General features: G+C 59.7%; 24 protein-coding genes and 2 pseudogenes. 7 read left to right on the forward strand and 19 right to left on the reverse strand.

Going from position 1 to position 25,960, the window contains the following annotated elements; genetic code table 11:
• Positions 1 to 149: 149 nt before the first annotated feature.
• Both AC1Q8Q_RS12125 and ilvA read right to left on the reverse strand, forming a co-directional pair.
• The gene (locus tag AC1Q8Q_RS12125; protein WP_492615071.1) at positions 150 to 575 is read right to left on the reverse strand and encodes a DUF2269 domain-containing protein; all 426 of its coding nucleotides are present in this window, start codon (positions 573 to 575) and stop codon (positions 150 to 152) included.
• Positions 576 to 615: 40 nt separating this feature from the next.
• Entirely contained in the window at positions 616 to 2,130 is a 1,515-nt protein-coding gene (gene ilvA / locus AC1Q8Q_RS12130) for a threonine ammonia-lyase, biosynthetic (RefSeq protein ID WP_020797322.1), read from the reverse strand.
• A 269-nt stretch (positions 2,131 to 2,399) separates the two neighbouring features.
• Between ilvA and rpiA the strand changes: the two genes are divergently transcribed.
• Positions 2,400 to 3,074 carry a ribose-5-phosphate isomerase RpiA gene (gene rpiA / locus AC1Q8Q_RS12135; RefSeq protein ID WP_020797320.1) on the forward strand — a complete coding sequence of 225 codons (675 nt, stop codon included), beginning with the start codon at positions 2,400 to 2,402 and terminating at the stop codon, positions 3,072 to 3,074.
• Between the two features lie 121 nt (positions 3,075 to 3,195).
• On the opposite strand, the gene AC1Q8Q_RS12140 is transcribed toward rpiA, so the two are convergent.
• The 4 genes from AC1Q8Q_RS12140 to AC1Q8Q_RS12155 form a co-directional block, all read right to left on the reverse strand.
• Complete coding sequence (locus AC1Q8Q_RS12140) at positions 3,196 to 4,113, reverse strand: SdiA-regulated domain-containing protein (RefSeq protein ID WP_492615072.1); 918 nt, start codon at positions 4,111 to 4,113, stop codon at positions 3,196 to 3,198.
• Between the two features lie 118 nt (positions 4,114 to 4,231).
• On the reverse strand, positions 4,232 to 5,158 hold the full coding sequence (locus AC1Q8Q_RS12145) for an SdiA-regulated domain-containing protein (protein ID WP_020797318.1): 927 nt from the start codon (positions 5,156 to 5,158) through the stop codon (positions 4,232 to 4,234).
• Between the two features lie 255 nt (positions 5,159 to 5,413).
• Positions 5,414 to 6,079 carry a fumarylacetoacetate hydrolase family protein gene (locus tag AC1Q8Q_RS12150; protein ID WP_020797317.1) on the reverse strand — a complete coding sequence of 222 codons (666 nt, stop codon included), beginning with the start codon at positions 6,077 to 6,079 and terminating at the stop codon, positions 5,414 to 5,416.
• A 30-nt stretch (positions 6,080 to 6,109) separates the two neighbouring features.
• On the reverse strand, positions 6,110 to 7,504 hold the full coding sequence (locus tag AC1Q8Q_RS12155) for an FAD-binding oxidoreductase (protein ID WP_033041948.1): 1,395 nt from the start codon (positions 7,502 to 7,504) through the stop codon (positions 6,110 to 6,112).
• Between the two features lie 206 nt (positions 7,505 to 7,710).
• On the opposite strand from AC1Q8Q_RS12155, the gene serA reads away from it, so the two are divergent.
• Positions 7,711 to 8,940 carry a phosphoglycerate dehydrogenase gene (serA, locus tag AC1Q8Q_RS12160; RefSeq protein ID WP_020797315.1) on the forward strand — a complete coding sequence of 410 codons (1,230 nt, stop codon included), beginning with the start codon at positions 7,711 to 7,713 and terminating at the stop codon, positions 8,938 to 8,940.
• Between the two features lie 51 nt (positions 8,941 to 8,991).
• Here the strand turns inward: serA and AC1Q8Q_RS12165 are convergent, their stop codons facing one another.
• Positions 8,992 to 9,417: a DUF4399 domain-containing protein gene (locus AC1Q8Q_RS12165; protein ID WP_020797314.1), complete on the reverse strand. Its 426-nt coding sequence runs from the start codon at positions 9,415 to 9,417 to the stop codon at positions 8,992 to 8,994.
• A gap of 136 nt (positions 9,418 to 9,553) precedes the next feature.
• On the opposite strand from AC1Q8Q_RS12165, the gene AC1Q8Q_RS12170 reads away from it, so the two are divergent.
• The gene (locus AC1Q8Q_RS12170; RefSeq protein WP_151143699.1) at positions 9,554 to 10,138 is read left to right on the forward strand and encodes a transporter substrate-binding domain-containing protein; all 585 of its coding nucleotides are present in this window, start codon (positions 9,554 to 9,556) and stop codon (positions 10,136 to 10,138) included.
• Between the two features lie 36 nt (positions 10,139 to 10,174).
• On the opposite strand, the gene AC1Q8Q_RS12175 is transcribed toward AC1Q8Q_RS12170, so the two are convergent.
• Both AC1Q8Q_RS12175 and AC1Q8Q_RS12180 read right to left on the reverse strand, forming a co-directional pair.
• Positions 10,175 to 10,660: a 2-thiouracil desulfurase family protein gene (locus tag AC1Q8Q_RS12175; protein WP_492615073.1), complete on the reverse strand. Its 486-nt coding sequence runs from the start codon at positions 10,658 to 10,660 to the stop codon at positions 10,175 to 10,177.
• A gap of 2 nt (positions 10,661 to 10,662) precedes the next feature.
• Positions 10,663 to 11,295 carry a 2OG-Fe(II) oxygenase gene (locus tag AC1Q8Q_RS12180; RefSeq protein WP_020797311.1) on the reverse strand — a complete coding sequence of 211 codons (633 nt, stop codon included), beginning with the start codon at positions 11,293 to 11,295 and terminating at the stop codon, positions 10,663 to 10,665.
• Between the two features lie 108 nt (positions 11,296 to 11,403).
• On the opposite strand from AC1Q8Q_RS12180, the gene AC1Q8Q_RS12185 reads away from it, so the two are divergent.
• Positions 11,404 to 12,156 carry a DUF2059 domain-containing protein gene (locus AC1Q8Q_RS12185; protein WP_033041950.1) on the forward strand — a complete coding sequence of 251 codons (753 nt, stop codon included), beginning with the start codon at positions 11,404 to 11,406 and terminating at the stop codon, positions 12,154 to 12,156.
• A gap of 119 nt (positions 12,157 to 12,275) precedes the next feature.
• On the opposite strand, the gene bipL is transcribed toward AC1Q8Q_RS12185, so the two are convergent.
• On the reverse strand, positions 12,276 to 13,223 hold the full coding sequence (gene bipL, locus AC1Q8Q_RS12190) for a phospholipase BipL (RefSeq protein WP_492615074.1): 948 nt from the start codon (positions 13,221 to 13,223) through the stop codon (positions 12,276 to 12,278).
• Positions 13,224 to 13,318: 95 nt separating this feature from the next.
• Between bipL and AC1Q8Q_RS12195 the strand changes: the two genes are divergently transcribed.
• Entirely contained in the window at positions 13,319 to 13,900 is a 582-nt protein-coding gene (locus AC1Q8Q_RS12195; RefSeq protein ID WP_033041952.1) for a DUF6436 domain-containing protein, read from the forward strand.
• 109 nt (positions 13,901 to 14,009) lie between these two features.
• Positions 14,010 to 16,421 (forward strand): penicillin acylase family protein, encoded by a 2,412-nt coding sequence (locus tag AC1Q8Q_RS12200; protein ID WP_168759095.1) that lies wholly within the window; start codon positions 14,010 to 14,012, stop codon positions 16,419 to 16,421.
• 123 nt (positions 16,422 to 16,544) lie between these two features.
• Here the strand turns inward: AC1Q8Q_RS12200 and AC1Q8Q_RS12205 are convergent.
• Positions 16,545 to 16,697: pseudogene (locus AC1Q8Q_RS12205) on the reverse strand (helix-turn-helix domain-containing protein); the annotation flags it as partial.
• On the opposite strand from AC1Q8Q_RS12205, the pseudogene AC1Q8Q_RS12210 reads away from it, so the two are divergent.
• Positions 16,697 to 16,995 (forward strand): annotated as a pseudogene (locus AC1Q8Q_RS12210) (phosphohydrolase); the annotation flags it as partial. The pseudogenes AC1Q8Q_RS12205 and AC1Q8Q_RS12210 overlap by 1 nt on opposite strands.
• A gap of 141 nt (positions 16,996 to 17,136) precedes the next feature.
• Here AC1Q8Q_RS12210 and AC1Q8Q_RS12215 read toward each other — a convergent pair.
• From AC1Q8Q_RS12215 to AC1Q8Q_RS12250, 8 genes are all read right to left on the reverse strand, one after another.
• On the reverse strand, positions 17,137 to 18,024 hold the full coding sequence (locus tag AC1Q8Q_RS12215) for an ABC transporter permease subunit (RefSeq protein ID WP_020797304.1): 888 nt from the start codon (positions 18,022 to 18,024) through the stop codon (positions 17,137 to 17,139).
• On the reverse strand, positions 18,021 to 18,902 hold the full coding sequence (locus tag AC1Q8Q_RS12220; protein WP_231989931.1) for an ABC transporter permease subunit: 882 nt from the start codon (positions 18,900 to 18,902) through the stop codon (positions 18,021 to 18,023). The genes AC1Q8Q_RS12215 and AC1Q8Q_RS12220 overlap by 4 nt, the downstream gene beginning before the upstream one ends.
• Before the next feature lie 35 nt (positions 18,903 to 18,937).
• Positions 18,938 to 20,080, reverse strand: coding sequence for an ABC transporter ATP-binding protein (locus AC1Q8Q_RS12225; protein ID WP_020797302.1), 1,143 nt, complete (start codon positions 20,078 to 20,080; stop codon positions 18,938 to 18,940).
• 72 nt (positions 20,081 to 20,152) lie between these two features.
• Entirely contained in the window at positions 20,153 to 21,250 is a 1,098-nt protein-coding gene (locus tag AC1Q8Q_RS12230; RefSeq protein WP_033041955.1) for a polyamine ABC transporter substrate-binding protein, read from the reverse strand.
• 188 nt (positions 21,251 to 21,438) lie between these two features.
• The gene (locus AC1Q8Q_RS12235) at positions 21,439 to 22,551 is read right to left on the reverse strand and encodes a polyamine ABC transporter substrate-binding protein (RefSeq protein ID WP_020797300.1); all 1,113 of its coding nucleotides are present in this window, start codon (positions 22,549 to 22,551) and stop codon (positions 21,439 to 21,441) included.
• A 169-nt stretch (positions 22,552 to 22,720) separates the two neighbouring features.
• Positions 22,721 to 24,085 carry an aspartate aminotransferase family protein gene (locus AC1Q8Q_RS12240; protein ID WP_033041957.1) on the reverse strand — a complete coding sequence of 455 codons (1,365 nt, stop codon included), beginning with the start codon at positions 24,083 to 24,085 and terminating at the stop codon, positions 22,721 to 22,723.
• 59 nt (positions 24,086 to 24,144) lie between these two features.
• Positions 24,145 to 25,503 carry a glutamine synthetase family protein gene (locus AC1Q8Q_RS12245; RefSeq protein WP_008064954.1) on the reverse strand — a complete coding sequence of 453 codons (1,359 nt, stop codon included), beginning with the start codon at positions 25,501 to 25,503 and terminating at the stop codon, positions 24,145 to 24,147.
• Between the two features lie 37 nt (positions 25,504 to 25,540).
• Positions 25,541 to 25,900: a gamma-glutamyl-gamma-aminobutyrate hydrolase family protein gene (locus tag AC1Q8Q_RS12250; protein ID WP_020797297.1), complete on the reverse strand. Its 360-nt coding sequence runs from the start codon at positions 25,898 to 25,900 to the stop codon at positions 25,541 to 25,543.
• Between the last annotated feature and the right edge of the window lie 60 nt (positions 25,901 to 25,960).

Consider the following 25,960-nt stretch of genomic DNA (forward strand, 5'->3'; position numbering starts at 1 on the left):
GCCCTGCTGAAGGGGCAGAGTGAATACCAACCGAAAACCAGTTGAGGGCTTCCCCTCAACCATAGAATCTCCCACAGTGGATGTGTGAACGACACAATTCCCTTGTGGGAGCGAGCCTGCTCGCGAATGGGGCAATACGGTTTAAAGGGTTAAACCGGTTTGGCGCCCATCAACCCGGCAATCGCCACAAAGCAGACAAAACTGAACAACGCCAGGGCAAAGGTAAATCTGCCCACCCCACCCGGCGTCTTGCGCACCTTGTTCAGCCTTACCAACAACCAGAACCACGCCAGCGCCGCCACGGTGTAAAGCACATTGGAAGCCAGCAACCAGGTCTGCCCCAACGGCCAGCCCACCAGGTGCACCATCCACCAACCGGTAAACGGCATGCTCAGCAATGCCAGCCCCATCAACAGCCAGACGAACACCCGTGGCCGTTGCAGCGTACGGCTGCCCGCTGTCGCGTCGCCGTTACGCCGGGTTCGCCAGACCCAAATCCCCATGCCCAGCGCACATACCAGCAACACCACCGTCGCCACCGTGTGCGCCGCTTTCAGGGCCGTCAACGTTTCCATGGTTCGATTTCCTTAAGGGCCTGCCCATCAGCGTAGCCGCTCAGCCAAGAAACAACTGATAGGCCGGGTTGTCGGTTTCGTCCCAGAACGGGTAGCCAATTTCTTCCAGTGCTGCCGGCACCAGGTGACGCTCCTCATGGGGCACCTGCAGGCCCGCGACCACACGACCATCGGCCGCACCGTGGTTACGATAGTGGAACATGGAAATGTTCCAGCGCCCGCCGAGCTTGTTGAGGAAGTTGAACAGCGCGCCCGGACGCTCTGGGAATTCGAAGCGCAGGATCACTTCATCGACCACATGTGCCGCGCGACCGCCGACCATGTGGCGGATGTGCAACTTGGCCAGTTCGTTGTCGGTCAGGTCGACGACCGGAAAGCCCTGCTCGCCCAGGCTGGCGATCAGCGCGCGACGCGGGTCGGTTTCCGGATGAGTCTGCACCCCGACAAAGATGTGCGCTTCGCTGCCAGTGTTGTAGCGGTAGTTGAATTCGGTGATCTGGCGCTTGCCGATGGCTTCGCAGAACGCCTTGAAACTCCCCGGCTGTTCAGGGATGGTCACGGCGATGATGGCTTCACGGCCTTCGCCCAGTTCAGCGCGCTCGGCGACATGGCGCAGGCGGTCAAAATTGACGTTGGCCCCGGAGTCAATGGCCACGAAGGTCTGTCCGGTGACGCCGCGGGACTCGACGTACTTCTTGATCCCGGCCACGCCCAAGGCGCCGGCAGGTTCGGTGATCGAACGGGTATCGTCGTAGATGTCCTTGATCGCCGCACAGATTTCGTCGGTACTGACGGTGATGACTTCGTCGACGTAGTCTTTGCAGATATCAAAAGTGTGCTGGCCGATCTGGGCCACCGCGACGCCATCGGCGAAGATGCCCACGGTCGGCAATACCACACGCTCACCCGCCGCCATGGCGGCTTGCAGGCAATTGGAGTCGTCCGGCTCGACACCGATGACCTTGATGTCCGGCCGCAGATACTTCACGTACGCCGCGATACCGGCGATCAGGCCGCCGCCACCGACTGGAACGAAGATCGCATCCAGGGGCGCCGGGTGTTGGCGCAAGATTTCCATCGCCACTGTGCCCTGCCCGGCAATGGTGTGGGGATCGTCGTAGGGGTGAATGTAGACGTAGCCTTTTTCGTCGACCAGTTTCAACGAGTAGGCCAGGGCCTCCGGAAACGAATCGCCGTGCAGCACCACTTTGCCACCGCGCGAACGCACGCCTTCGACCTTGATCTCGGGCGTGGTCTTGGGCATGACGATGGTGGCTTTCACGCCCAGGACCTTGGCCGCCAGGGCCAGGCCTTGCGCGTGATTGCCCGCCGAAGCGGTAACCACGCCGCGAGCGCGCTCTTCATCGCTCAGCTGCGTCAGCTTGTTGTAGGCGCCGCGAATCTTGAACGAGAACACGGGCTGCAAGTCTTCACGCTTGAGCAAAATCTCGTTGCCCAGCCGCTCGGAGAGCTGGCGAGCAGTCTGCAATGGGGTTTCTACGGCAACGTCATAAACGCGCGAGGTGAGGATCTTTTTGACGTACTGTTCAAGCATCGGAAAGCATCACTGAGCGGGTTGGGCAGGATCAAGGAGTCTAACCCGGCTTTTAGCCGCACGACCACCTGTTGTAGGAGCGAGCATGCTCGCGAGAAACCCAAAGGCGCTGCGGGGCGCCTGGTTTCATGCGTTATCGTTCACGACCATCGCGAGCATGCTCGCTCCTACAGGGAACAGTCACGGACCGCCAATCGGACAATGACCTTCCCTGCCCCGAGGCCTATAATGCCAGCCTTTCGTTCTCTCTTCGGCACTTCGGAGCCCGCATGACCCAGGATCAACTCAAACAGGCAGTAGCCCAGGCCGCCGTCGACTTCATCCTCCCGAAACTCGACGACAAGAGCATCGTCGGGGTCGGCACCGGCTCCACCGCCAACTGCTTCATCGATGCCCTGGCCAAGCACAAGGGCGCGTTCGATGGCGCGGTCGCCAGCTCCGAAGCCACCGCCGCACGCCTCAAGGGCCACGGGATCCCGGTCTATGAGCTCAATACGGTCAGCGACCTGGAGTTCTACGTCGACGGCGCCGACGAGAGCGACGAGCACCTGAACCTGATCAAGGGCGGCGGCGCAGCCCTGACCCGTGAGAAAATCGTCGCGGCCGTGGCCAAGACCTTCATCTGCATCGCCGACGCCAGCAAACTGGTGCCCGTCCTCGGCGCCTTCCCGCTGCCCGTGGAAGTGATCCCGATGGCCCGCAGCCACGTGGCCCGCCAGCTGGTGAAACTCGGCGGTGATCCGGTCTACCGTGAAGGTGTAGTCACCGACAACGGCAACATCATCCTCGATGTGTTCAATCTGGAGATCACCAATCCGGTGGAACTGGAGTCGCAGATCAATGCGATCGTCGGCGTGGTCACCAACGGCTTGTTCGCGGCGCGCCCGGCGGATCTGTTGTTGCTGGGCACGAGCGAAGGTGTGAAGACCCTGCGCGCCGAGTAAAACATACGCCCCCTTGTGGGAGCGGGCTTGCTCGCGAATGCGGTGTGCCAGTCAACAGAGATATCACTGACACACCGCATTCGCGAGCAAGCCCGCTCCCACAGTTGATTTGCGGTGTTTGTTAGTTCTGCGGTGGTTTCTTGAAGACGTAGAACAGATTCGGTTCACTCACCAGGTACATCGTACCGTCGTCGTCCATGGCGATACCTTCCGCTTGCGGTACGGTCTTTTGCAGACCTTGCCGCCCCTTGTTCAATGACATGGTGCTCAGCGGTCGACCATCCACATCCAGCTCCAGAATCAGCCGCGACTCGTCGGACAGCGCCAGCAAGTGCCCGCTGCGCTCGTCGTATTGCAGGCTCGACAAATCCCGCACAAACATCCCGGCGTCACGCTTGGGATTGTTGACCACATGTACCGCGTAGGACTTTTCCGGATTGAAATGCGGAAAGCCGTGCACTTCGTAGATCAGCATCGGGTCGCGCTCCTTGGCGACAAACAAGCGCTTGCCTACCGAATCGTAAGCCAAGCCTTCGAACCCCTTGTTGCCGCTCATGTGCACACCGAGGGTCATCTGTTCCGCGTCCGCCGCGTCGAGAAAGGTGGTGTCATGCTCCAGATGGATCTTGATCAGGCGCTGCTGGCGCTCGTCCGTGATCACGTAGGTGTCGGCGCTGATGAACTCGACAGCTTCAGGATCACCAAAACCGACCAACGCGATGCGCCGCAAGATCCTGCCGTCGAGCGACAGCTCGATCAATTCGGAGTTTTGATTGGTGACCGTGAACAGGCTTTTGCGCACCGGGTCGTAGGTCAAGGCTGAAACATCATCGTCCAGCCCTTCAATGACCTGCCCCTCCAGCACCACCCGATACTGATCCAGGCCGATGGACTGGGTGCTCATCGGCTGCCAGAGCGTACGCAGGTTGAACCAGGTGCGCTCGAACAGGCGTAAATGCTGCCCGAACGCGATCAATACGCTCAGGGCAATCACCGACAGGAGCAACAGCAGAGGTTTGGGGCGGGCTAATCGGCGCATTCAGGCGGGCTCGGCTTCAGGACAGGCGGATGAAATATCACGCCTGCCTGAACTGAAGCTTAATGGCCATTGGCCTGATCCTACAACCAGAGGCGAAAAAGCCTACACGAAAAGTTGATTATTTCTGCTTTTCGAAACGGTAAAACAGATTTGGCTCACTCACGATGTACATCGTGCCGGCCTCATCCATGGTCACGCCTTCAGCCCGTGGGATGGTTTTTTTCAAGCCGTTGAAGCCACCCAGCAAGGTCATGAAGCTGACCTGTTCGCCTTTCTCGTCCAGCTCCAGCAACAGGTGGGAGTCAGCGGACAACACCAGGGTGTGGCCCGTGCGCGGATCGATGGCAAGGGCAGACAGGTTGCGGATGTCCAGCTCGTCACTGGCCAGCTTTTGCTTGTCGCCGCTGAGCGTCGTGCCGTCGCCTTTCCAGGTGAACAGCGCGGGCGGACGCTCTTCGCCGAGCAGCATTTGCTGATTGCGCGCATCCCATACGACCGCCTCAAACGCCTTGTTCTGGTCTTTCGAAGGGCCAAGGTCGAACTTCGGGAAATCAGCGAAGTTCAGCTCGCGAGTGCCGGCATCGACCTTGACGAGGGAGATCTGGTGGTCACGCTCATCGACAATGGCCAGCATTCCATTGCCCAGCGCTGTTACCCCTTCAGGATTGCTCCAGCCTACCAAGGGCATTTTGCGCAGCACATCGCCTTGCAGCGACAACTCGACCAGGAACGGGTTCTTACCCATTACCGAAAACAGGGTTTTGGTCTGGGCATCGTAGGTGACGTCCGATGCCTCGTCCTTTTCCATGCCCGGAAGTGGCTTGGCGTCGATCACCGCATGATAGTCCGGCAGCCAGACGCTGCCCTGACGTTCGGCCGGGCTTTCAAAACGCTCCAGCACCCAGAGCACGCCGCGGTCATCCCAATGCATGGCAAACGCCAAACCGTAGGCAGCGGCGACCAGCAGCAACAGCCAGGAATACCAACGCAGGGCAAAGCGCGAGCGACGGGCAGGTTTGAGCGACGAGATTGGTTGAGTGGCCATCAGGGCATGCGTTCCAGAAATTCAGGCTAGGGGTAATAGCACAATTGGGCCCGGCTCAGATGCCGAAAGCCGTGGAAATTATCCAGACATCATGTGAAAAAAACGGGAAATGGCGGGATAGGAGCAGTCGCACACCCTAATGTAGGAGCGAGCATGCTCGCGATGGTCGCCAACGATAACGCTGGATACCAGGCATCCCGCGTCGATCTCAGGTACATCGCGAGCATGCTCGCTCCTACAAAGGGTTTGCGTTGCTTAGCGAACGCTGCTGGTGAAGCTGCTTGCGCCCGGCAGTTCCAGGACGATCTCGTCGCCGACATTCAGCGGACCCACGCCCACCGGTGTGCCAGTGAGGATCACGTCACCGGCCTGTAGCGAAAAGCAACCGGCCATGTGCTGGATCATCGGCACGATCGGGTTGAGCATCGCACTGCTGTTGCCATCCTGGCGCACTTCGCCGTTGATGGTCAGGCGGATGCCGATGTCGGTCAGGTCGGCGAAGGTGCTGCCGGAAACGAACGGGGCAATCACTGCTGCGCCGTCGAAGGACTTGGCGATTTCCCAGGGCAGGCCCTTGGATTTCAGCTCGGCCTGCTTGTCGCGCAGGGTCAGGTCCAGGGCCGGGGCGAAGCCGGAGATGGCGTCCAGCACTTCTTCAACGCTGGGCTTGGTCGACAACGGCTTGCCAATCAGTACGGCGATTTCCGCTTCGTAATGCACCGAGCCACGCTCGGTCGGAATGCTGAAACCGCCTTCCAGCGGCACCACACAACTGCCCGGCTTGATGAACAGCAGCGGCTCGGTCGGCACCGGGTTGTCCAGTTCCTTGGCGTGTTCGGCGTAGTTACGGCCGATGCACACCACTTTCCCCAGCGGGAAGTGAATACGCGTACCGTCGACATACTGGTGCTGATAGCTCATGGACCGACTCCTGGTTCGTAGCTCTTAAAGTCAAACAGCGAAAATCTTGCCCGGGTTCATGATCCCGTTCGGGTCGAACACCGCCTTGACCGCTTTCATGTACTCGATCTCAACCGGGGAGCGGCTGTAGGTCAGGTAATCACGCTTGGTCATGCCCACGCCGTGTTCGGCGGAAATCGAGCCGTTGTACTTCTCGACGGTTTCGAACACCCACTTGTTGACGGTTGCGCACTTGGCGAAGAACTCGTCCTTGCTCAAGTTATCCGGCTTGAGAATATTCAAGTGCAGGTTGCCGTCGCCGATGTGACCAAACCAGACGATTTCGAAGTCTGGGTAGTGTTCGCCGACGATCGCGTCGATTTCCTTGAGGAATGCCGGCACTTTCGACACGGTCACCGAAATGTCGTTCTTGTACGGCGTCCAGTGGGAAATGGTTTCGGAAATGTATTCGCGCAGTTTCCACAGGTTCTGCAACTGGGTTTCGCTCTGGCTCATCACACCGTCCAGGACCCAGCCCTGCTCGACACAGTGCTCGAACGTTTCCAGGGCGTGGTTGGCCACTTCTTCGGTGGTCGCTTCGAATTCCAGCAGCGCGTAGAACGGGCAATCGGTTTCGAACGGAGCCGGCACATCACCACGGCCCATGACCTTGGCCAGGGCCTTGTCGGAGAAGAATTCGAAAGCGGTCAGGTCGAGCTTGCCTTGGAAGGCATGCAGCACCGGCATGATCGAGTCGAAATCGGCGGTGCCGAGGACCATGGCAGTAAGATTTTTCGGCGCGCGATCCAGGCGCATGGTCGCTTCCACCACGAAGCCCAGGGTGCCTTCGGCGCCGATGAAGAGCTGGCGCATGTCGTAGCCGGTGGCGTTCTTGATCAGGTCTCGGTTCAGCTCCAGCACGTCGCCCTTGCCGGTGACGACTTTCATGCCGGCCACCCAGTTACGGGTCATGCCGTAGCGAATCACCTTGATCCCGCCGGCATTGGTGCCGATATTGCCGCCAATCTGGCTCGAACCTGCCGAAGCGAAGTCCACCGGGTAGTACAGGCCCTTTTCTTCGGCCACGTTCTGCAGATGTTCGGTGACCACGCCCGGCTGGCAAACGGCAGTGCGGTCGGTGAGGTTCACGTCGAGGATCTGGTTCATGTAGTCGAAGGACACGACCACTTCGCCATTGGCTGCCACTGCGGCGGCGGAAAGGCCGGTGCGGCCACCGGAAGGCACCAGCGCCACCTTGTGTTTGTTGGCCCACAGGACGATGGCCTGGACCTGTTCGGTGGTCTTGGGGAACACGATGGCGGTCGGAGCCGGAGCGAAATGCTTGGTCCAATCCTTACCGTAAGCATTCAGGGAGTCGGCATCGGTCAGCACCTTGCCAGGCTCAACCAGGGTCTTCAGCTCATCAATCAGGGCAGGATTGGTCATCGACAGAACTCTCGAACAATTCATGGTCATCCTGAGAACGCTTCACGTCGCAGGAATGAGTGTTTAGCGGGGTGCATATGCTAGCATACCGACCCCGCAGCATAGTGCCCAACGGCTGTTCTGCGGTGACGGCTTTCTTGCCGTGCGGGTCAGCTCCGGGCTGCTCCCTTCCCTGCCATTTTTCTCCGGGATACAGGTTTACGCAGATGAGCAAGACTTCTCTCGATAAGAGCAAGATCAAGTTCCTTCTTCTCGAAGGCGTCCACCAATCGGCTGTCGACGTCCTCAAGGCGGCGGGCTACACCAGCATCGAGTACCTCACAGGTTCTCTGCCGGAAGCCCAGCTCAAGGAAAAGATCGCTGATGCTCACTTCATCGGCATTCGCTCGCGCACTCAACTGACCGAAGAGATCTTCGATCACGCGAAGAAGCTCGTAGCTGTTGGGTGTTTCTGCATCGGCACCAACCAGGTCGACCTGAGCGCTGCCCGCGAACGCGGTATCGCGGTGTTCAACGCGCCGTACTCCAACACCCGCTCCGTTGCCGAGCTGGTGCTGGCCGAAGCGATCCTGTTGCTGCGCGGTATCCCTGAGAAGAACGCTTCCTGCCACCGTGGTGGCTGGATCAAGAGTGCGGCCAACTCCTTCGAGATCCGCGGCAAGAAGCTGGGCATCGTCGGTTACGGCTCGATCGGTACTCAGCTGTCGGTCCTGGCCGAAGGCCTGGGCATGCAGGTGTACTTCTATGACACCGTGACCAAGCTGCCACTGGGTAACGCCACCCAGGTCGGCAACCTGCACGAACTGCTGGGCATGTCCGACATCGTGACCCTGCACGTACCGGAAACCGCTGCCACCCAGTGGATGATCGGCGAGAAGGAAATCCGCGCCATCAAGAAGGGCGGCATCCTGATCAACGCCGCGCGCGGCACCGTGGTCGAGCTGGACGCCCTGGCGGACGCGATCAAGGACAAGCACCTGATCGGCGCGGCCATCGACGTGTTCCCGGTGGAGCCACGCTCCAACGACGAAGAGTTCGAAAGCCCGCTGCGTGGCCTGGACAACGTGATCCTGACGCCGCACATCGGTGGTTCCACCGCCGAAGCGCAGGCCAACATCGGCCTGGAAGTGGCAGAAAAACTGGTCAAGTACAGCGACAACGGTACTTCGGTATCGTCCGTGAACTTCCCGGAAGTAGCCCTGCCGGCTCACCCTGGCAAGCATCGCCTGCTGCACATCCACGAGAACATCCCGGGCGTGATGAGCGAGATCAACAAGGTCTTCGCCGAAAACGGCATCAACATTTCCGGTCAGTTCCTGCAGACCAACGAGAAAGTCGGCTACGTGGTGATCGACGTAGATGCCGAGTACTCGGACCTGGCGCAACAGAAACTGCAACACGTCAACGGCACCATTCGTAGCCGCGTTCTGTTCTAAGAGCAGCGTGCGGCATTAAAAAGGGAGCCCCTGCGAAGGGGCTCCCTTTTTTTATTTGACGTTTACAGTGATCTTCTCGGAGACGATCGGTGGGTCGAACGGCATGTGACCGCTGTCGCCCAACTCCAGCTGCAAGGTATGCTTGCCCGGCGGCAGCGTTACTTCAGCCTGGGTCTGCGCCTTGCCGAAGTGCAGGTGGTTGGCATCGTTCGGGATCGGCTGGCCAGCCGCCGGCAGTTTGTCCACGTCAATCAGCAGGTGATGGTGGCCCGTGTTTTTGGTGGCATCGCCAGCTGGCGCCAACGCGATGTTCTCGACAGCGAACTTCACCACGAACGTCTGCGGGACCGTGGCATCATCTTTGGGAGAAACAATGGACACTTCAGCACCTTTCGGGGCTGGCGTTGCTGCACTGGCCAACACTGAAACACCCATCAGCAGACCAGCCAGTGCAGCACGTGACATAAAGGTTTTCATTCTCTTCTCCAGTTTTTACGTAAAATTCGCGTGACCATCACAACTTCATGGTCAATCGTTGTCGAAAGGCACTCGACAACCATAGCAAAGCGAGCCTGATCCAGAGCGTCGCGATAATGATTTCAAAGGAGTGACCATGCGTTTTCTGCCTGGCCTGATCTGCCTGCTACCCCTTTTGAGCCCGTTGGCTCATGCCGAACTGATTGACGACGTGAACGATCGCGGTGAATTGCGCATTGCCCTTGAGGCTAATACCCCCCCCTTCAGTTTCAAGGAGGATGGCAATCTAAAGGGCTTCGAAGTCGAGTTGGGCCAACTGCTGGCCAACGAACTGGAGGTTCGCGCCGACTTTGTCGTGACAGATGCCAGTGATTTGCTGGCCGGCGTGGAAAGTGGCAAATACGACATCGCCATCAACCACATTGCACAGACCCCGGCGCTTTCGGATCGTTTCGATTTCACCGAGCCTTACATCAAGGCCAATGCGCAATTGATCGCGCAGAAAGAAGAGCCACGCTCGATATTGCTGGTGCAGTCGTTGACAGACCAAAAGCCGAAAGCCATCCAGGCAGTGAACTTGTCGATTCCATTCCAGAAGGGTAACCCGGCGTTTCACGCCAGCCTGGAAAGCGCGCTGCAACGGATCAAGGCGGATGGGCGGCTGGAGGCGCTGGAGAAGAAGTGGCTGGGGCCGGATACCGGAGTGGCACCGAACCCCTGAGTCGCAAGCCAAACCTGTGTGGTTTTGTGTGGGTCGTTAATCGAGTGCTGCCAGTGCCTGAGCCGCATTCGCGAGTTCCAGCTCACTGAAGACCCGCACCCCATGGCGCCTGAGCAGCGCCGCCGTGACCCCTTCGCCCGTGACTTTCACTCCACTGAACGTCCCGTCATAGGTCAGCAGATTGCCGCACGACGGGCTATTGGCCTTGAGCACGGCAATGCGTATGTCGTGTTGTTGCACCAGTTCAAGGGCTTGATAAGCCCCTGACAGAAACTGCGCACTGACATCCTCGCCTTCCGTGGTGATCACCGCGGCCTGGCCATCGAGTACTTCGCCGCCCTGCCCACCGGGAATTTCCGCCGCCGATCGTGGCGTCGGCAGGCCACCGGCAACTTCCGGACACAACGGCACCACCCGACCTTCGTCGATCCACCGCTGCAACTGATCGAAGGGCCCGCTGGCCCCGCCGTCATAACGTACGCGGTGACCCAGCAGGCAGCGGCTTACCAGTATCTTTTGCATGATCAGAACGGCTCATTGCCTCGACGCCGGAACCAGCCGGTCAACGACAGGCGCTCACGGCTCGCAGGCAGGACTTCATGGGGGACCTCCCCCGACAGGAATACCACCAGGCATCCACCGATGGGTACTACATCGTATTGCGCACCTTCTTCCAGGTACATGCGCAACTGACCACCCTGCTCAGGCAGCCAGGCATCGTTGAGGTAGACCACCGCCGACACCATGCGCCGGTCGTCGTCACGGAACCGGTCGACATGCTTGAGGTAGAAAGCGCCAGGCGGGTACATCGCAAAATGACTCTCAAAGTCCTCCAGCCCCAGGAACAGGCCACGGTTGAGCGCCTCGCGCAGGCTGTCCATCAACGCCAGATAGCTGTCGCAGACCTCGGCCTGGCCGGGCTCGATCCACTGGATATGATCGCCGCGAATCCCCTCGCGAATCTCCGACGACGGCCCTCGACCCACGGCAGCCGGGGCCAACTCACCTTCGGCCGCACGTTTACGGCACTCAGCCGCCAAGGCTCGGGTCAGATCCTGAGGCAGGAAAATATTCTGCTGCGACCAACCGTGGGTAGCCAGGTCGTCGACGATTTGTAACAGCAGTGGGTGATCAGAAGGTATTTGCATGGCGCGCATAGTATTCCTGCGCCTGAAAATCCGACAGAGCCATGCAGCGGGTTGATACGAATTCTCGACAAGACTGGATGCCACACGGAGAATAGTCGCCTGCTGACAGGAGTCCCTATGCGCCGTTTGCTTTTCTCCCTGCTGATGCTCTGTGTTATGCCCGCCTGGGCAGACGGCCACGCCCAACTGTACAAGGTCGCCGGCTGGCCAGAACAACGCGCGCATTTCAACGACGCCCTCACGGCCGCGCAACAGCGCTACCAAAGCAGCCTGCCACCGGCGGTTTTCCAGGCGCTGGTCGACAACAGCAATCAGCGTTTCGCACCCAAGGCCGTGGACCAGCGTGCCGAAGCACAGCTGCGCAAGAGCCTCGCCGATCCGAAGCCGGCGCTGGCGTTCTTTCAATCGCCGCTGGGCAAGAAAATCGTCGCCGCCGAATTGCTCGCAACCCGCCGCGATCAACTGGCGAAAAATGCCAAGGGCCTGCCCAAGATGCAGGCCAGCGACAGCCGGCTGCTGATCATCGGCCACCTGGCCCAGGCCCTGCCTGCTCGCGAGGCCGGCGCGGAAGTCAGCCTGGCGATTGCCGGTGTTGCGGCCGACAGTCTCAGTTCGATGATCCCCGGCCTGCTCGGCGCCGGCCAGACCCAAAGCATGCTGAATGGGCAGCGCCAGCGCTTGATGGAACAGATCGGCAACGACCTGAACAACACGCTGCTGTACGTCTACCGCGACCTGTCGGATGAGGAGCTCGAAGAATTCGCCACATTTGCCGAGTCATCTGAAGGCAAAGCCTATTACCAGGCGGCGCTGGCGGCGATTCGGGCCGGGTTGGCGGTGGGGCAGAGTACTTCGAATCTGACCCAATAGTTTTCAGCGTCCGCTAGACCGCTTTCGCGAGCAGGCTCGCTCCCACAGTGGATCGAGCTTTCAGATAGACGCGGTCTAATGTGGGAGCGAGCCTGCTCGCGAAGAGGCCGGCAGGGTCACTAAAGATTCCGGCCCTTGATCCGCTTGGTCAAAAACCCGAAATACTCCCCGCGCAGCACCAACGTTTCATTCGCCAGATGATGCCGTGCCTCAGGCAGCATCAATACCTGCGGCCGATCGAACTTGCCCCGCAGCATCTCAAGGTTGTGCTGCCAATCCACCGTCATGTCCGCTTGCCCCTGCACAATCAGCGGTCGCCGAGGGCTGGCGGGCGCCGCTTCGACACGCTTGATCCAGCGCGCCAACGCCCCGACCCATGCCGTCGGCAATCGCAGCGGCTGCAGCGGATCGGCTTGCAAGAACGGCAAGAACTCAGGGTCGTTGGAGTTCTCGCTGAAGCGCCGGGCAATGGCTTTGACGAAAGGCCTGAGCAGGTAATAGCTCAGTTGCGACCAGCCCCACGCCCGTGGCCGCACCAGCGGCGCCAACAGGATCACCTGGCCCTGGGCCGGACTGCCCGCCCCCGCGTTGAGCACATGATCGATCACAATTGCGCCACCGGTACTCTGCCCGCACAGGTGCCAGGGTTGTGGCAGCTCGAGCGATCGGGCCTCGGCAAACAAGCCTTGCAGGGTGTCCTGATACTCGGCGAAGTCCTTGATGCTCGCCCGCTCGCCACTGGAAAGCCCATGGCCCGGCAAGTCGCAGGCAATCACCGCGAAGCCTTGCTCCAGCGCCCATTCGATCACATGCCGATAGAGGCCGGTGTGGTCGTAGAACCCGTGAAAGACAAACAGCGTCGCCTTCACCTGCTCTGGCCACCAGACCTGGCTGACCACTTCGTAACCATCGACCTGAAAACAACCGAGGGCGCTGCGAACCTTACGCGAGGAAAAATCCAGTCCATAAAACCGTTGATAAGCCTGGGCCTCCGCTGACAACGGCTGCCCTTGCGCCAGCGGCCGCAGGCTGGCACGCAGATGATCGGGATCGAAGGTCACTGACATGGGCATTCCAGAGCGCGAAGCGGACTTTATAGACCTGCGATATTCATCTGTCGCAGCAAGCATGGCAAGCTAACCGACCCACAAGGAGTGACACCATGCGCTCGCACTATCGCGCCACCCTGCTCGCCAGCTTGCTCGCCCTCGTGTGCGCCGGGGTGCTGTGGGCGGCCTACGATTGGTTTCAGGGGCGCTATCTGCGGGCATTCAGCGAGCACACGGCGTTATTCTCCGGTGATCCGCTACGCCTGCCCGACCATCTCGCCGGCCCCGGCGCCATCCGACTCGTGCATTTCTGGGACCCGGCCTGCCCGTGCAACGTGGGCAATCAACAGCACCTGACCGAACTGGTCGAGCGCTATGTCCCGCACGGTGTGGAGTTCTATGCAGTGCAAAGGCCTGGCAGCCACGGCCAACTACCCGCCACGCTCAGCAGCCTGGAAACCATCGACGTCCTGCCGGGCTCCGAACAGATTCCCGCCAGCCCCGCCGTGGCGATCTGGGATCGCAATGGCAGGCTGGCGTACTTCGGGCCCTACAGTGAAGGCCTGACCTGCAATTCCAGCAACAGCTTTATCGAGCCGATCCTGCAGGCGCTGAACGAAGGCCGCGAAGTGAGTGCCACGCACACACTGGCCGTGGGGTGTTACTGCCCGTGGCCCGTCGTCCCGACGAGTTAACGCAGGCAGCAAACGAGAATCCCTCCTACGGGCGATGGGCCAAACCGGCTTGTCGTGTTAAACAGTCTCGCCAGGGAATTGCTGTCGCACATAACAATAAGGAGTCACCATGAAACGTAGCCTGACCGCGCTCGGTTTGCTGATCGTCGCGCTCGCCGTCGGCGCCGGTTGGTACGTCTACAGCAAGCAGCCATCACGCCAGGGCATGGTGGAGCTGCAGCACCTGCAAGGTTCGGTCACCGTGCGCTATGACGAGCGCGGTATCCCGCACATCCGTGCCGACAACGAAACCGACCTGTACCGCGCCCTCGGCTATGTCCATGCCCAGGATCGGTTGTTCCAGATGGAGGTTTTGCGTCGCCTTGCCCGGGGCGAACTGGCCGAGGTGCTCGGACCGAAACTGCTCGACACCGACAAGTTGATGCGCAGCCTGCGCATTCGCGAACGCGCCGAAACCTATCTGGCGAACATGGACAAGCAATCGCCCGCCTTCCTTGCCCTGCAGGCTTACCTGGACGGCATCAACCAGTACCAGGACGGTCACGCCAAACCCGTCGAGTTCGATGTGCTGGGCATAACCAAGCGCCCGTTCACGGCGCAGGACACCATCAGCATCGCCGGCTACATGGCCTACAGTTTTGCTGCGGCGTTTCGCACCGAACCACTGCTGACCTACGTGCGTGATCAATTGGGTGCCGGCTATCTGAGCGTCTTCGATCTCGACTGGCAGGCCAAGGGCGTGTTGGCGCCCCGACCCAGCGCGGCCCCGTCGCCCCTCGCCAGCACCGACTGGAAAGACCTCAACGCCCTCGCCCGCCTGAGCGAACAGGCCCTGGCCGACAATGGCTTGCCGCAGTTCGAGGGCAGCAATGCGTGGGCGGTTGCCGGCAACCGCACCAAAAGCGGCAAGCCGCTGCTGGCCGGAGACCCCCACATCCGTTTTTCCGCACCGTCGGTATGGTACGAAGCGCAGCTCTCGGCACCGGGCTTCGAGCTCTATGGCCATTACCAGGCCTTGATGCCGTTCGCTTCACTGGGCATGAACCGGGACTTCGGCTGGAGCATCACCATGTTCCAGAACGACGATCTCGACCTGATTGCCGAAAAGGTCAATCCGGACAATCCGAATCAGGTCTGGTATCGCGGCAAGTGGGTGGACATGGTCAGCAGCGAACAACAGATCGCGGTCAAGGGCCAGGCACCGGTCACCCTGACGCTGCGCCAGTCACCCCATGGCCCGATCGTCAACGACGCGCTGGGCAAGAGCGTCGGCAAAACGCCGATCGCCATGTGGTGGGGCTTTCTCGAAAGCCAGAACCCGATCATCGAAGGCTTCTACCAACTCAACCGTGCTGACACCCTGGCCAAGGCCCGTGGCGCTGCCGCCAAGGTCCAGGCTCCCGGCCTGAACATCGTCTGGGCCAATGCCAAGGGTGATATCGGCTGGTGGGCTGCAGCGCAATTGCCCAAGCGCCCGGCCGGGGTGCTGCCGTGGTTTATCCTCGATGGCAGTACCAGCGATGCCGACAAGGACGGCTTCTATCCGTTCAGCGCCAACCCGCAGGAAGAGAACCCGGCACGGGGCTATATCGTCTCGGCCAACTTCCAGCCGCTGTCGCCGACGGGAATGGAGATCCCCGGTTATTACAACCTCGCCGATCGAGGCCAGCAGCTCAATCGCCAGCTCAGCGACAAGAACGTCAAGTGGGATCTGGACAGTAGCCAGAAGCTGCAACTGGGCACCACCACCGCCTACGGCACGCGCCTGCTGGCGCCACTCCTACCGACCCTGCGCGAAGTGGTCAGCGACCCTGCAGAGCTCAAGCTGGTGGAGCAACTGGCCCAGTGGCAAGGCGACTACCCGCTGGAGTCCACCAGCGCGACGCTGTTCAACCAGCTCCTGTTCAACCTGGCTGACGCGGCGATGCATGACGAACTGGGCAATGACTTCTTCGAAACGCTGCTCTCGACCCGGGTGATCGATGCCGCCCTGCCGCGCCTGGCAGCGACGGCGGATTCACCGTGGTGGGACAACCGTAATACCCTCGGCAAGGAAACCCGCGCCGACACCGTCAAGGTCGCGTGGCTTGCCAGCATCGCCCACCTCAAGGCCACCCTGGGTGCCGATTCCTCGCAATGGCAATGGGGCAAGGCGCACACGCTGACCCATGGCCACCCGCTGGGGCAGCAAAAGCCATTGGATCGGATCTTCAATATCGGTCCGTTCGCGGCTCCGGGCACCCATGAAGTGCCGAACAACCTGTCGGCCAAGATCGGCCCGGCACCGTGGCCGGTGACGTACGGCCCATCGACCCGGCGCCTGATCGACTTCGCCGATCCGGCGCACAGTTTGACGGTCAACCCGGTCGGCCAGAGTGGCGTGCCGTTCGACAAACACTTTGACGATCAGGCTGAGGCGTATATCGAGGGGATTTACTTTCAGGCGCATCTCAATGATGAAGAGGTGACGGCGAATACGCGCAGTACGTTGAAGTTGCTGCCAGCGCGGTCCGGGCAATAGATTTTCATTGGTCGGGCTGACGTCTTCGCGAGCAGGCTCGCTCCCACATTAGAGGACACTCGGTCACCTGTGGGAGCGAGCCTGCTCGCGAAGACGTCCTCAAGAACAACACAAATAAATGCCTCAAACCATCGCTGCAAAGTTCTGCCGGTACTGCTGTGGCGTCACCCCCAGCCTGCGGTTGAACACGCTGCGCATGTGTTGGGCATCGCGGAAACCGCACTGGTAAGCCACGGTCTTGAGCGGCGCGCGGGTGCTTTCCAGCATCACCCGCGCCGGGCGTGCCGCAACACCTGCGGCCGACCGTGGCGCTGGTGACCGCTGGCGTTGAAATGGATGTGCTGGGCATGGACTACGCAGCGTTTCCACCGTGCAGCGTGAAGCGGTGGTGCATGCGCATCCACGGGGCGAAGGGTTCAAGGAGTGCATCATCTGCGCCTTTGCCGACGGCTTGCACCATCGTCCGCAGACCACGTTCGGCAATGTGAAGACCGATGTCTTGATAGATCAGGAACCGTGGTTCAAGCCGATGAATTTTGTCGAAGTCATTCGCCAATCCCCTTGGGTTGCCTAAAGCAAATGTGGGAGCGGGCTTGCTCGCGAAGAGGGAGTGTCAGTCCACATATTCGTGACTGACACTCCGCTTTCGCGAGCAAGCCCGCTCCCACATTAGATTTGGGTTGGTCACAGGATTGTGGTCAACCCGATTTAAGACTCACGCCGCTTCCGGCTGCGCGCGACGCACGTCCGGTTGCTTCCACGAATCGGCAGCGCTTTCTTCGATGGCTTGCTGGATCGCACGCTTGCGCGCTTCTTCGGCGCGACGGCTGAAGAACCAGACCAGGAACGTCATCAGCGACACTGCCAGCAGGATCAGGCTGGCCACGGCGTTGATCTCGGGCTTCACGCCCAGGCGCACCGCCGAGAACACTTCCATCGGCAAGGTCGTGGAACCCGGGCCCGACACGAAGCTCGCCAACACCAGGTCATCCAGCGACAGGGCAAACGACATCATGCCGCCGGCGCCCAGGGATGGCGCGATCATCGGGATGGTGATCAGGAAGAACACCTTCCATGGCCGCGCACCGAGGTCCATGGCCGCTTCTTCGATGGACAGGTCCAGTTCACGCAAGCGCGCCGACACCACCACCGCCACATACGCCGCACAGAACGTGGTGTGGGCGATCCAGATCGTCACGATGCCACGCTCCTGCGGCCAGCCGATCATCTGTGCCATGGCCACGAACAGCAGCAACAGCGACAGACCGGTGATCACTTCCGGCATCACCAGCGGCGCGGTGACCAGGCCGCCGAACAGCGTACGGCCCTTGAAGTGGGTGATGCGGGTCAGGACGAACGCGGCCAGCGTTCCCAGTGCGACTGCCGCCACCGCCGTGTAGCAGGCGATTTCCAGCGAACGCACCACCGAGCCCATCAGTTGGGTGTTGTCCATCAGGCCGACGTACCACTTGATCGACCAGCCGCCCCACACCGTCACCAGCTTCGAGGCGTTGAAGGAGTAGATCACCAGGATCAGCATCGGCAGATAGATGAACAACAGACCCAGTACCAGCATCAGGCTGGAGAAACGGAAGCGTTTCATTCTTTACCCTCCATTTCCTTGGCCTGACTGCGGTTGAACAGGATGATCGGCACAATCAGGATCGCCAGCATCACCACCGCCAGGGCGGATGCCACCGGCCAGTCACGGTTGTTGAAGAACTCTTGCCAGAGCACTTTACCGATCATCAGGGTCTCCGGACCGCCAAGCAGTTCCGGGATCACGAACTCGCCCACCACCGGGATGAACACCAGCATGCAGCCGGCGATGATGCCGTTTTTCGACAGCGGCACGGTGATTTTCCAGAAGCTGTTGAAGGTGCTCGAACCGAGGTCCGACGCGGCTTCCAGCAGGCTGGTGTCGTGTTTCACCAGGTTGGCGTACAGCGGCAGGATCATGAACGGCAGGTACGAATACACCACGCCGATGTACACGGCGAGGTTGGTGTTGAGGATCTGCAGCGGCTCACTGATCCAGCCCATGGTCATCAGGAAACCGTTGAGCAGGCCGTTGTTGCTGAGGATGCCCATCCACGCATAGACGCGGATCAGGATCGCGGTCCAGGTCGGCATCATGATCAGCAGCACCAGCACCGTTTGCAGCTCTTTGCGGGCACTGGCGATGGCGTAGGCCATCGGGTAGCCGATCAGCAGGCAGAGGATGGTGCTGAAGAGTGCCATCTTCAACGAGCCGAGGTAAGCGGCGATGTACAACTCGTCGTCGCCGAGCATCACGTAGTTGCCCAGGTTCAGCAGCACCTGCAGTTTCTGTTCGGCGTAGCTGTAGATCTCGGTGTACGGCGGGATGGCCACGTCGGCTTCGGCGAAGCTGATCTTCAGGACGATGAAGAACGGCAACATGAAGAACAGGAACAGCCAGATGAAGGGAACCCCGATGACCAACTGGCGGCCACCGGGAATTATTCGATTGAGGCGGCGTTTGAATTTGCGCATGTTCATGAGCGAAGTACCACGCCGCTATCGTCTTCCCAATACACGTACACCTGGTCACCCCAGGTTGGCCGCTGCCCACGGCGCTCGGCGTTGGCGACGAACGATTGGACGATCTTGCCGCTCGGCAGTTCGACGTAGAACACCGAGTGACCACCGAGGTAGGCGATGTCGTGCACTTTGCCGCTGGACCAGTTGTATTCACAGGTCGGCATGGTCGGGGTCACGAGCAGCTTTTCCGGACGGATCGCATAGGTCACGGATTTGTCCTGCACCGAGGTGCTGATGCCATGGCCCACATAGATCTTCCGGTCGAGGTCCTTGCAGGTGATGATCGCGTGGCCCTCGGCGTCGTCGATCACTTCACCGTCGAAGATGTTGACGTTGCCGATGAATTCGCAGACCAGGCGGCTGGTCGGGGTTTCGTAGATGTCGATCGGGCTGCCGATCTGGGCGATCCAGCCCAGGTGCATGATCGCGATGCGCTCGGCCATGGTCATGGCCTCTTCCTGGTCGTGGGTCACCATCACGCAGGTCACGCCAACGCGCTCGATGATCTCGACCAGCTCCAGCTGCATTTGCGAACGCAGTTTTTTATCCAGCGCGCCCATCGGTTCGTCGAGCAGCAGCAGCTTTGGACGCTTGGCCAGCGAACGGGCCAGGGCCACACGCTGGCGCTGGCCACCGGACAACTGATGCGGCTTGCGCTTGGCGTACTGGGTCATCTGAACCAGCTTGAGCATATCGGCCACGCGCGCATCGATCTCAGCGGCGGGCAGTTTGTCCTGCTTGAGGCCGAAGGCGATGTTCTGCGCCACGGTCATGTGCGGGAACAGGGCGTAAGACTGGAACATCATGTTGATCGGCCGCTCGTACGGCGGCATGTCAGTGATGTCCACGCCGTCGAGGAAAATCCGCCCTTCAGTCGGTCGTTCGAAGCCGGCGAGCATGCGCAGCAGGGTGGATTTGCCCGATCCCGAACCGCCGAGCAGGGCGAAAATCTCGCCTTTCTTGATTTCCAGGGACACGTCGTCCACGGCAATCGTCTCGTCGAACTTCTTCGTGACCCGGTCGATTTTGACCAGCACCTGTTTAGGTGTCTGGTCGCCCTCGAGGGCTTTCTTATAGGCGCCGGAGGCAACTGCCATTTACGAAACTCCCAACAAAAAGAGTGCAGTTCGCTCAAGGTGAGCCAACCTTGGATAGTTTGAGCCTTGAAGCTATTTACCCGACTTGACCTTGGTCCAGCTGCGGGTCATCAAACGTTGTATGTTTGGTGGTAACTCGATGGACACGTAGGTCTTGTCGAGTACCGCTTGCGGTGGATAAACCGCTTCGTCGGTGCGAATGGACTGTTCCATCAGTTTGTCCGACCCGGGGTTAGGGTTGGCGTAGCCGACGTAATCACTGACCTGGGCAATCACCTCAGGTTTCAGCAAATAGTTGATGAACGCGTGCGCTTCCTTGACGTTGGCCGAATCCTTCGGAATCGCCAGCATGTCGAACCACAGCGCACCGCCTTCCTTGGGAATCGAATAGGCGATGTCCACGCCCTTCTTCGCTTCGGCCGCGCGGTTGCGGGCCTGGAACATGTCACCGGAGAAACCGATGGCCACGCAGATATCGCCGTTGGCCAGGTCCGCGATGTATTTGGAGGAGTGGAAGTAAGTCACGTAAGGCCGAACCGCCAGCAACTTGGCTTCGGCTTTTTTGTAGTCTTCGGGGTTGGTGCTATTAGCATCCAGGCCCATGTAGTTGAGGACCGTCGGCATCATTTCATCGGCGGAATCGAGGAACGCCACGCCGCAGCTTTGCAGCTTCTTGATGTTCTCCGGCTCAAAGACCGCCGCCCAGGAATCGATCTTGTCGACGCCCAGCGCAGCCTTGACCTTTTCGGGGTTGTAACCGATGCCGTTGGTACCCCACAGGTACGGCACGGCGTACAGGTTACCCGGATCGTTTTGCTCCAGGCGCTTGAGCAGCACCGGATCGAGGTTCGAATAGTTCGGCAACTTCGATTTGTCGAGCTTCTGGAAAGCACCTGCCTTGATCTGTTTGCCGAGGAAGTGGTTGGACGGCACGACCACGTCATAACCGGTACGCCCGGCCAGCAACTTGCCTTCCAGGGTTTCGTTGGAATCGAATACGTCATAAACCGGTTTGATACCGGTCTCTTTCTGGAAGTCGGCCAGGGTGGTCTCGCCGATGTAATCCGACCAGTTATAAATATGCACGGTGCCGGCAGCCTGAACATTGACGGCAAGCGTCAACCCGGCAGCGACCAGCATGGCATTGCGCAACAAAGAAAAAATAGGCAAGTGGAGGTCCTCTAAAATGAGTTGGGCTCAAGTTGCCCCGCGTTACATGACAGCCATGGCTGCCTTACAACAAAACCGGCGCGCAACTTACCCTCGAAAAACCGTTCCAGCAAAACTTTCTGTCATTTAATTGATCCTGTTGTTGCCGCCGCGCAGGTGGCAACAACAGGTTGTTGCATCAAACCGGCTTATTTACCGGATTTGATCTTGGTCCAGCTGCGAGTCAGGATCCGCTGGGTCGCGGCCGGCAAGTCGGCAATCGCGTACAGCTTGGCCAGCACGTCCGCTGGCGGGTAGATGCCTGGGTCGGCGGTGATTTCTTTATCAACCAATGGCGTGGCGGCCGCGTTACCGTTCGGGAAACGCACGGCGTTGGTGATTTCAGCCATGATTTCCGGCTTCTGCAGGAAGGTCATGAACTTGTAGGCGCCTTCGACGTTTTCGGCATCTTTAGGGATGGCGACCATGTCGTAGAAGCTGCCAGCACCTTCTTTTGGAATGTTGTAGCTGACTTTCACTTTGTCACCGGCTTCAGCGGCACGCGCCTTGGCCTGGTAGATGTCGCCCGAGTAACCCACGGCCACGCAGATGTTGCCGTTGGCCAGGTCGGAAATGTACTTGGACGAGTGGAAGTAGCCTACCGAAGGACGAATTTTCAGGAACAGTGCTTCGGCTTCGGCCAGTTGTTTCTTGTCCTGGCTGTCGGTTGGATAGCCCAGGTAATGCAACGCCACCGGAATCATCTCGGTAGGCGAATCGAGGAAACTGATACCGCACGACTTCAACTTGGCGGCGTTTTCCGGTTTGAACAGCAGATCCCAGGAATTGGTCGGCGCGTCGGCGCCCAGTGCAGCCTTGACCTTCTCGGCGTTGAAGCCGATGCCGATCGAACCCCACATGTAAGGGAAGGCGTGCTCGTTACCCGGGTCGCTCACCGATACCGCCTTGAGCAAGTCGGTGTTCAGGTTTTTCCAGTTTGGCAGCTTGGACTTGTCCAGCTTCTGGTAGACGCCAGCCTTGATCTGCTTGGCCAGGAAGTTGTTCGACGGTACGACGATGTCATAACCGGACTTGCCTGCCAGCAACTTGGCTTCGAGGGTTTCATTACTGTCGAAGACGTCGTAGACCACTTTGATCCCAGACTCGTCTTCAAACTTCTTGATCGTGTCCGGAGCGATGTAGTCGGACCAGTTATAGACGTGCAACACCTTGTCGTCCGCCTGGACCGCACCCGCCATAATGCCCATCAGGGACATGGCGAGGAGAGTCTTGCCAGCAAGCTTTTTTCCTAATGCCTTCATGCGTAATGCTCCAAATTTTTCTTTTTTGAACCACTTTGTTCAGCGGCCGAACCCGGACAACTGGAACCGCGGCTAGTCTGGCAAGATCCGAGGCGGTCTTTCAAGGAAAGGCCAACGTTTCTGACAGCTCTGAGCGAAAGTTTCATGACTCCCGCTCAGAGCCTAGCACTTAGGCCTGCAACGCACTCAGGGTCAGGTCAAGGCACTTGCGTGCCTTGGTCACCAACTCATCGATTTCCGCAGGCGAGATCACCAGCGGTGGCGCGATGATCATGGTGTCCCCCACGGCACGCATGATCAGCCCGTTATCGAAGCAGAACTGCCGGCAGATCATGCCGACGCCCTTGCCTTCATAACGCTTGCGAGTAGCTTTGTCCTGAACCAGTTCGATTGCCCCCAACAGGCCTACCCCACGAACTTCGCCCACCAATGGGTGATCGTTCAGTTCGCGCAGACGTTTCTGCAAATACGGTGCCGTTTCTGCCTTGACGCGCTCGACAATTTTTTCGTCGCGCAGGATACGGATGTTTTCCAGGCCTACAGCCGCCGCCACCGGGTGCCCGGAGTAGGTGAAACCGTGGTTGAAATCGCCGCCTTCGTTGAGCACTTCGACCACTTCATCGCGCACGATCAGGCCACCCATGGGGATATAGCCGGAGGTCAGGCCTTTGGCGATGGTCATCATGTCCGGCTTGAGGTCGTAGAAGTCGCTGCCGAACCACTCACCGGTACGGCCGAAGCCGCAGATCACTTCGTCGGCCACGAACAGGATGTCGTACTTGGCGAGGATTTCCTTGATGCGCGGCCAGTAGGTGTCTGGCGGAATGATCACGCCGCCGGCGCCCTGGATTGGCTCGGCAATAAATGCACCGACGTTGTCCACGCCGACTTCCAGAATCTTCTCTTCCAACTGATTGGCAGCCCAGATCCCGAACTCTTCCGGGGTCATGTCGCCGCCTTCGGCGAACCAGTATGGCTGGGCGATGTGGACGATGCCCGGAATCGGCAAGTCGCCCTGTTCGTGCATGTAGGTCATGCCGCCCAGGCTCGCGCCGGCCACGGTGGAACCGTGATAGCCATTCTTGCGGCTGATGATGACCTTTTTCTTCGGCTGGCCCTTGATTGCCCAATAGTGACGAACCATTCGCAGCATGGTGTCGTTGCCTTCAGAGCCGGAACCGGTGAAGAACACGTGGTTCATGCCTTCTGGCGCGACATCGGCGATGGCCTTGGCCAGCTCCAGCACCGGCGGGTGAGCGGTCTGGAAGAACAGGTTGTAGTAGGGCAGCTCGCGCATCTGCTTGCTGGCGGCGTCCGCCAGTTCATCGCGACCGTAACCAATGGCTACGCACCATAGGCCGGCCATGCCGTCGAGGATCTTGTTGCCTTCGCTGTCCCACAGGTAGACGCCCTTGGCGTTGGTGATGATCCGCGGGCCTTTCTCTTTCAGCTGCTTGAAGTCGCTGAACGGGGCCAGGTGGTGATCGCTGCTCAGGGTTTGCCATTCACGGGTTTGCGGGTTGTTGCTGGTCATACCAATCTCCTAAAAATTCCAGGTGAGAGCGCCACCCGACAACGGCGGCGCACGGCGCGTCAGACGGCAAAAAGCAGGAATTCCCGTTCCCACGAACTGATCACGCGCTTGAAGTTTTCATGCTCGGCCCGCTTGACCGCGACGTAGCCAGTGATGAAAGTTTTGCCCAGGTAGCGCTCGATGGTTGCGCTGTTTTCCATACGCTCGAGCGCGTCTTCGATGGTCAGTGGCAGGCGCAGGTTGCGGCGCTCATAACCACGACCCACCACCGGTGCGCTCGGGTTCAGGCCTTCGACCATGCCGATGTAGCCACACAGCAGGCTCGCGGCAATGGCCAGGTACGGGTTGGCATCGGCACCCGGCAGGCGGTTTTCCACACGCCGGTTTTGCGGCCCGGCATCCGGTACACGCAGGCCCACGGTGCGGTTCTCTTCGCCCCATTCCACGTTTACCGGTGCCGAGGTGTCCGGCAGGAAGCGGCGGAACGAGTTGACGTTGGGGGCGAACAGCGGCAGCAACTCGGGAATCAGTTTCTGCAGGCCACCGATGTGCTGCAGGAACAGCTCGCTCATGGTCCCGTCTTCATTGGAGAAGATGTTCTTGCCGGTCTCGATGTCGATGATGCTCTGGTGCAAGTGCATGGCACTGCCAGGCTCGCCGGTCATCGGCTTGGCCATGAAGGTAGCTGCCACGTCGTGCTTGAGGGCGGCTTCGCGCATGGTGCGCTTGAACACCAGGATCTGGTCGGCCAGGGACAGGGCATCGCCATGACGGAAGTTGATTTCCATCTGCGCCGTGCCGTCTTCGTGGATCAGCGTGTCGAGGTCCAGTTCCTGCAATTCGCACCAGTCATAGACGTCCTCGAACAATGGATCGAATTCGTTCGCCGCCTCGATGGAGAACGACTGGCGACCGATTTCCGGACGCCCGGAGCGGCCGATCGGCGGCTGCAACGGATAATCCGGGTCGTCGCTGCGCTTGGTCAGGTAGAACTCCATTTCCGGCGCCACGATCGGCTGCCAGCCTTTGTCGGCATAGAGTTTCAGGACCTTCTTGAGCACGTTGCGCGGCGACAGCTCAATCGGGTTGCCCTGCTTGTCATAGGTATCGTGGATGACGATGGCGGTCGGTTCGATGGCCCATGGCACCGGAAACACCGCGTTCTGGTCGGGACGGCAGATCATGTCGATGTCGGCCGGGTCGAGCAGCTCGTAATAGATGTCGTCTTCGACGTAATCGCCGGTCACGGTCTGCAGCAGCACACTTTCTGGCAGACGCATGCCTTTTTCGGCGATGAATTTGTTGGTCGGCGAAATCTTGCCCCGGGTAATCCCGGTCAAGTCGGCGATCATGCATTCGACTTCTGTGATCTTGTGGTCTTTCAACCAATCGGTGAGCTGGTCGAGGTTGTTACTCATAAATGCCTCTAGGCTTTGAGTTTCCTGACGCTTGAGGTCAGGCGATAGTTGACGCATCGGCGTCGCGTTGAAATGCAAGTTTGCGCCAGGCTATCGTGCTTGTGTGTACTTCTGCACATACCAGGCGTGCAGAATCACGAGCGGTGCCCTGCACAAAGGCCGAGCCGCTATTGTGAATCGGTTCTATATTGAATGGAGTAACCGTAATGGGTGTGCCGTCGAGACCGTCCAGAATATCGGACAGAGACGGTTGATCCGCCAGGGACGGGAAGATCACCGACAGGCCAGGAGCCGGTGCGGCCTTGGCGCTGACGCAGATGTCGCCACTGATGTGATAAGCATTCAGACCGGTCTGCGAAGAGCAGGCGGTGACGCCGATTATCGGCAGGCGATACATGAAGCACCCCGGTATTATTGCTGTTATGGGTTTGATTCGAGCTTAGCCTTGTTCATTTTT

The sequence above is a fragment of the Pseudomonas sp. GW823-FHT06B06 genome (assembly GCF_058795195.1).